Source organism: Mesorhizobium intechi (genome assembly GCF_002879535.1).
GTDB lineage: Bacteria > Pseudomonadota > Alphaproteobacteria > Rhizobiales > Rhizobiaceae > Mesorhizobium > Mesorhizobium intechi.
Genome location: NZ_PNOT02000088.1, coordinates 1 through 6109, shown reverse-complemented (window position 1 = coordinate 6109; position 6109 = coordinate 1). Strand labels below are relative to the sequence as shown.

The 6109-nt window shown below is 60.4% G+C and carries 7 protein-coding genes and 1 tRNA gene; 4 read left to right on the top strand and 4 right to left on the bottom strand.

Translation table 11 applies throughout. The features are described 5' to 3' along the window. Positions 1 to 72: 72 nt before the first annotated feature. A complete protein-coding gene (locus C1D09_RS08335) occupies positions 73 to 213 on the bottom strand; it encodes a DUF1127 domain-containing protein (protein ID WP_023757605.1) in 141 nt (46 codons plus the stop codon). A 49-nt stretch (positions 214 to 262) separates the two neighbouring features. Further along, entirely contained in the window at positions 263 to 403 is a 141-nt protein-coding gene (locus tag C1D09_RS08330) for a DUF1127 domain-containing protein (RefSeq protein ID WP_013531315.1), read from the bottom strand. 235 nt (positions 404 to 638) lie between these two features. Between C1D09_RS08330 and C1D09_RS08325 the strand changes: the two genes are divergently transcribed. After that, positions 639 to 1757: a DUF2157 domain-containing protein gene (locus tag C1D09_RS08325; RefSeq protein ID WP_143973825.1), complete on the top strand. Its 1119-nt coding sequence runs from the start codon at positions 639 to 641 to the stop codon at positions 1755 to 1757. Continuing rightward, complete coding sequence (locus tag C1D09_RS08320; protein ID WP_143973826.1) at positions 1757 to 2341, top strand: GDYXXLXY domain-containing protein; 585 nt, start codon at positions 1757 to 1759, stop codon at positions 2339 to 2341. Before C1D09_RS08325 ends, C1D09_RS08320 begins: the two co-directional genes overlap by 1 nt. Before the next feature lie 81 nt (positions 2342 to 2422). Here the strand turns inward: C1D09_RS08320 and C1D09_RS08315 are convergent, their stop codons facing one another. Both C1D09_RS08315 and C1D09_RS08310 read right to left on the bottom strand, forming a co-directional pair. Beyond that, positions 2423 to 3274 (bottom strand): COG3904 family protein, encoded by an 852-nt coding sequence (locus C1D09_RS08315; protein WP_143973824.1) that lies wholly within the window; start codon positions 3272 to 3274, stop codon positions 2423 to 2425. Positions 3275 to 3577: 303 nt separating this feature from the next. After that, positions 3578 to 3662, bottom strand: a tRNA-Leu gene (locus C1D09_RS08310). A 357-nt stretch (positions 3663 to 4019) separates the two neighbouring features. Here C1D09_RS08310 and tig point away from each other — a divergent pair. After that, positions 4020 to 5504, top strand: a complete 1485-nt coding sequence (tig, locus tag C1D09_RS08305) for a trigger factor (RefSeq protein ID WP_095772842.1) — start codon at positions 4020 to 4022, stop codon at positions 5502 to 5504. Between the two features lie 163 nt (positions 5505 to 5667). Continuing rightward, a partial coding sequence (locus tag C1D09_RS08300) for a hypothetical protein (RefSeq protein ID WP_143973823.1) occupies positions 5668 to 6109 on the top strand: 442 nt, incomplete at its 3' end.

Below are 6109 nucleotides of genomic sequence, written 5' to 3'. Positions count from 1 at the left end.
ACCCTCGGGAGGAGGATAAGGGCTGACCGTTCGCTGGAGGTCGGGGAGGAGGTCGACCCCAGCGAAATTCCGTTAGATCGCCCGGCGGGCGATGACCTTGATTTCGTCGCGGACGATACCGAGATCATGCAGCTGGCGGTTCGAAAGGCGACCCAGCTCAGTAACCGTCTCGCGATATACGCGCCAGTTACGGTAGTTGCGGATCAGGTTCATTGTCGTTCTCTTTTCAGAAACTTGTTCGGACCATTCGCGGTCCGAAGAATTAGACCGCCTTGCGAGCGACGTAAGGGATGTCGCTGCGGCTGATGCCGAGGTCGGTCAGTTCGCGGTTGCTCAGGCGGCTCAGCTCGGACACGGTGTCCCTGTAGCGGCGCCAGTTGCGATAGTTGCGGATCAGGTTCATGGTAGTTCTCGTTTCGTCTTTCTTGCGGATCATTCCGTTTGTGTACGAACTATAAATAGGCGGGCTCATATCGATTTAAAAGCGCTATGGCTGCATGGCAGCAATGCAAATTGTGCAATGCAACATTAACGCGCCTTCACGGACCTGACACAAAGAAGCCAGAATCGGAAAGTGCCGTAACGTCAACGGTTTGGCTGGTTCGGCTGACAAAACGACCTGGCGGGGGATGCAGGATATGGCGGGCTATTCGACACGGGTCAGATCCGACATTGCGCGGTGGCTTCAGGCAGGCCTGATCGACGCCGCGACGGCCGATGCCCTGACGCGCGACGTCGAGGTCAATACGCGCAAATCACTCAGCTTCGGTTCGATCCTGGCCATGATGGCGGCCCTGCTGTTCGGCGCGGCCATCCTGATCTTCGTCGCCGCCAACTGGGACGCGATCCCGCGACTGGCGCGGGTCGCGGCACTGTTTGCCATCATCCTTGGCGGCTATGTCGGCGGCGCGGTGCTGAAGGCGCGCGACCATGCGGCGATCGGCGAAGCCCTGTGGATCGTGGCTGCCGCTGCCTTCGGCGGTTCGATTGCGCTGATCGGCCAGATGTATCATCTGTCCGGCGACGAGGCTTCGGCGCTCGTCACCTGGGGCGCCGGAACAGCGCTGGCGGCGGTCGCGCTGCGGTCGAACCCGCTGACCGTCGCCTCGGTCGGCATCGCCGACGCCTGGCTGTTCCTGAAGGGGTTCGGTTATTATAGCCGCAGTGCGTTTCCGCATGCCTTCGTCGGCATGGCCATCGTGCTGTTCGCCGTCTCGTTCTGGACCCGCAGCCAGGCCGCGCGGCACCTGATCATCCTCTCGCTGCTCTGCTATCTCGTGTTGTTGGCCGGGAATCATGCGACGTTGCCGGTGGCGATCCCTCTGGCCATCGTCTCCGCCGCGCTCTTCGCGGCTTCTGTCTTTGCACCGGAACCGGTCGACAGGATCGTGCAACTCGGCGGCCGGTTGCCTCTCCACGCTTTGCTTGGCTTTCTTACCGGCCTCGCCATCATCCAGTTCGAACTGGCCGACGAAAGCACCTACAATAGCGGTTTCGGCATTGCCTCGGTCGTCGCTCTGGCCGGCATCGTCGCCGCCATCGTGCTCGCGGGACGGGAGAGCCGTGGCCTGCGCTGGCTTGCCTATCTCGGCTTCGCCTTCGAACTCGCCATGCTCTATGTCGTCACCTTGCAGTCGATGCTCGACACGGCCGGGTTCTTCCTTGCCGCCGCGGTGCTGCTCGGCATCCTGGCGATCATCATCATCCGCGTCGAAAAACGCATGAAGGATCCGGCAACGGGGGGAGCCGCGGCATGATGATGACCGGGAAGAGGCTTGTTATCTCGGCGCTGGTGCTGGCGCTCGCCCAGATCGGATTCCTGAGCTGGATCATCGCCGGCCGGGCGGCGATCCTGCGCAGCGGCAAGGAAGTGCTGCTGAAGATCGAACCCGTCGATCCGCGCGATCTGCTGCGCGGCGACTACATCATCCTCGGCTACGATATTTCGCGCATTCCGGTGAAAATGATCGCCAACATTCCTGCCGGAAAATTCTCAAGCGACGATACGTCGATCGTGGTCCGGCTGAAAAAGGGCGCCGACGGGTATTGGACGCCGACCACCGCCTGGTTCGGCAAGGCGCCTGCGCCAGCCGCTGCCGACGAGGCTGATATTGCAGGCCATGTCGCCGAAGGCTGGGATCTGCGCGGCGAGGGCATGACCATTGCGCCGGACTATGGCATCGAACGGTTCTACCTGCCGGAAGGCGAGGGGATGGCGATCCAGAGCGACATGCGGGTGCGGCCGTTCGCGATACGGCTCGCCCTCGCTAATGACGGCACCGCGCAGATCAAGGCGCTGGTGGACGGTGACAAGACGCTGTTTGAGGAGCCGTTATATTAATAGCGATGGATTGCGGTCATCGGTGCGGTAAGAACCAAGAGACCAGAATCCCCTAGACTCAGGGATGAAGAATTCCGCGGATCAACTGCGCACCTTACTGGTTTCGGCGATGATTTTGGGATAGGGGCCAGTCGATATTGTGTAGCTAAAGTTTGATACGCCTTTGTCCTGCTTATGTATCGAGGGACTGCGCACCACCCAGTCATAGACGCCTGAAACCATGCAGAGACCGTTTGCACAGGTGACCACAATGCTGTCATTACGGACGTTATATATGCGTTCAGGCCATCGCCGGTAATAGTTCCTCTTGTCCTGGATGATCGAACTCAGGTTCGTCAACTTGCCATAATAGTCGACGGTGCGAGCGTAGGACGCCTGAACTTGAGCAACAGCGAAATCGTCATTGTCGCCATGATGCTCGATCAGATTCTTGACGAAGGCGACCGCAGAGTTCTCCACCTGCTGCCTTGCGTCAGGCGCCGGCACCGCCACGGGCGAAGGATCTGGCCTCGTTGACAGCTGCGATGTATCCGCGGGCGATTGGTTGGCTGCGACATTGGTCACACGCAACGCTGCCATTTCGCTGGCCGATAGGTACCTCAGGTCATGCTTGTCAAAGTTCGAAGCCAATTCAATCAGGCCGGGGTCCACTCCCATCTCGACTACGTAGGATTTGATTGCGGCCGTTCCGAGCTCGACCCGGGCCTTGGCTTCTTCCCTGGAAATCCCGTCAGTCCATTTCAACCAAGCCCGATGAATGCCGATAGAACCTGGTTCGGCAACACGGTGGACGCCACCCAAGAAGGCCAGTGAGCAGGCCGAAGCGCACTGCAGGCGGCGAAGCTGGAGTGTATCCAACCCTGCCGCGCGGATCATACGCCCCAACCGAAGCGCACTGCCGACGTTGCCGCCGGGGGAGTTGAATACGATCATCCGGGCCCCGCTGCTTACAACCGCGTTGCCAAAAGCGTTCAGGGGTTCGTTGTCTCTGAACTCGCCGGACACAACAAGAAACGGCTGCTGCCCCGGAGACGAAACAGGCGTGTATTCTAGGGCCTCAACCTTGCATGTTGCTGCCGCGACAATTGAACCTACCGCCAGAACCAGAGAAGCAACACGCACAGCTCGACAGAGCCCCAACTTGCCCGCTGCAAGTAAGAACCTGTCGACGGCCTATTTCAAGGGTCTTCCTTGAAAGCTGGATTTCATTCGGAGCGGTCACTGGCCGAAAAAACTTGGTGCGGATGAAGGGACTCGAACCCCCACGCCTTTCGGCACTGGAACCTAAATCCAGGGCGTCTACCAGTTCCGCCACATCCGCATCGTCCGGCAATCCCATGTAGCCATCATTCTGTCAATGTCAGAGACAAGATGTCGGGCCAGGGCCGAAATGTGGTTATTCGCCTAAGCGCGAAGACTGTTGAAAATTAGGCTCGCCTGTGACAAAAGGCGTGTCAAATGTGACGGGACGCGACGATCCGCTTCTACAGAATGTGATAAGAAGTAGGAAAAACAAGAACTTATTCACATTTTGGAACGCAGTTTGGGAGAGTTTGAGCCGCAATTTCGGTCAAATCGCCAGGTTCCGTACCAAAAGCCATTCCCGGCAAGAATATACCGGCAGGCTGTAAACGGCAGAGGCCGTGGCAGTCTCATTGGTGAAAACAAAGGTTTTACGATGCAGGTCACCGAAACGCTTAACTCCGGTCTCAAGCGCGAGATCAAGATCACCGTGCCGGCCGGTGATATGGAAGCCAAGCTGATGGCGAGGCTCTCGGACGCGCGCAACAAGGTTCGCATCAACGGCTTCCGGCCGGGCAAGGTGCCGGTGCAGCACCTGCGCAAGGTCTACGGCAAGTCGTTCATGGCCGAAGTGGTCAACGAGATCCTTAACGACTCCACCCGTTCCATCATTACGGGCCGCGGCGAAAAGGCCGCCATGCAGCCCGAAGTCATCATGACCGAGGACGAGAAGGAAGCCGAGAAGATCCTGGCCGGTGGGACCGACTTCGAGTTCCGCCTCAACTATGAAGTCATCCCGGCGATCGAGATCAAGGATTTCTCCGACATCAAGGTGACACGTCAGGTGTTCGACGTGCCGGAGGCCGAGATCGACGACCAGGTCAAGCGGGTTGCCGAATCGGCGCGCAGCTATGAGCCGAAAACCGGCAAGGCCGCCGAAGGCGACCGCGTCAGCATCGACTATGTCGGCAAGATCGACGGCGAGGCCTTTGCCGGCGGCGCCGGCACAGACCAGCCGTTGGTGCTGGGCTCCAAGGAATTCATTCCTGGCTTCGAGGACCAGCTCATCGGCACCAAGGCCGGTGACGAAAAGCAGGTCACCGTGACCTTCCCGGAAAATTACCAGGCGGCACATCTGGCCGGCAAGGAAGCCACGTTCGACGTCACCGTCAAGGAAGTGTCGAAGCCGGGCGAGCTGGAAATCAACGACGAGACCGCGAAGAACCTTGGCCTGGAATCGCTGGAGCGCCTGCGCGAGATCGTGCGCGGCCAGATCGAGAACCAGTTCGGCTCGATGACGCGCCAGAAGGTCAAGCGCCAGCTGCTCGACCAGCTCGATGCCGCCTATTCGTTCGAGGCGCCGTCGAAGCTCATCGAGGCCGAGTTCAACAACATCTGGGCTCAGGTCACCCGCGACCTGGAGGCCGCCGGCCGCACCTTCGCTGACGAAGAGACGACCGAGGAAGAGGCCCGCGCCGAATATCAGCGTCTTGCCGAACGCCGCGTGCGTCTCGGCCTGGTGCTGGCGGAGATCGGAGAGAAGGCCGGTGTCACCGTATCGGACGAGGAATTGCAGCGTGGCCTGTTCGAGCAGGTTCGCCGCTTTCCGGCCAACCAGCAGCAGGAAGCCTTCGAGTTCTACCGCAGCAACCCCGAGGCGCTGAATGCGCTGCGCGCACCGATGTTCGAGGAGAAGGTGGTCGACCACCTGCTCGGCCAGATCTCGGTCACCGACGTCAAGGTCAGCAAAGAAGAGCTGATGGCCGACGACGAGGACGCGGAAACCACGACCAAGGCGAAGCCCGCGAAGAAGGCCGCGGCCAAAAAGGCTGAAGCCAAGGCGAGCGAGGCGGGCGACGAGGCGGAAGAGCCGAAGAAGAAGGCCGCGCCGAAGAAGAAGGCCGCCAAGGACGCCGAATAAGTCCCGAGGCTGAAGGACTCGACGAAGGCCGCCCTTGAGGCGGCCTTTTTCGTTGCGAAACTGCAACAGCCGACTCGCTTTGCGGGAAATGGCACTTGGCGATACCTGGCGTTGATCATTATCTGCACTGCTGTTGCAAACCGTCTGGTTCCTGGAGGGGGCGTTGAGCCTATTCTTCGAAAAGGGGCGACCCGTTGCCCTGGCTCTCGTTCTGGCCTTCGCCGGCGATGTTGCCCAGGCCGGCGCGCTTGCCGGCGAGTGGCGCTTCGGCACGGACGACGATGGCCTTGTCACCGCTTCGCTTCATGGCACCAACAAGCTGATCACGGGTGGCGGTGCCTTGAGTTACAGCCCGGTGTTGACCATCGCCTGCCGGACAGACGGCGAACCGCGATGGACCGAATGGCTGCAGTTGAATGACGGGGTTTCGGCCAGCCGCAAGATCACCATGTCGGTCACCGTCGACGACGGCGGCAAGTTCGACGAGACCTGGTCCGTCGGAGCGCGCGGCCGAATGCTGGTGCGCGACGGCGCCGACGGCATCAAGCGCCTTGTGCCGGCAAGCCGGCTGTCGCTTTCCTGGCGGTTCGGCTTGTTGTCAGGCC

What these genes read in the sequence shown, in the direction of transcription:
- C1D09_RS08335 (WP_023757605.1), bottom strand. Translation starts at nt 213, where the DNA reads ATGAACCTGATCCGCAACTACCGTAACTGGCGCGTATATCGCGAGACG.
- C1D09_RS08330 (WP_013531315.1), bottom strand. Translation starts at nt 403, where the DNA reads ATGAACCTGATCCGCAACTATCGCAACTGGCGCCGCTACAGGGACACC.
- C1D09_RS08325 (WP_143973825.1), top strand. Translation starts at nt 639, where the DNA reads ATGGCGGGCTATTCGACACGGGTCAGATCCGACATTGCGCGGTGGCTT.
- C1D09_RS08320 (WP_143973826.1), top strand. Translation starts at nt 1,757, where the DNA reads ATGATGACCGGGAAGAGGCTTGTTATCTCGGCGCTGGTGCTGGCGCTC.
- C1D09_RS08315 (WP_143973824.1), bottom strand. Translation starts at nt 3,274, where the DNA reads ATGATCGTATTCAACTCCCCCGGCGGCAACGTCGGCAGTGCGCTTCGG.
- tig (WP_095772842.1), top strand. Translation starts at nt 4,020, where the DNA reads ATGCAGGTCACCGAAACGCTTAACTCCGGTCTCAAGCGCGAGATCAAG.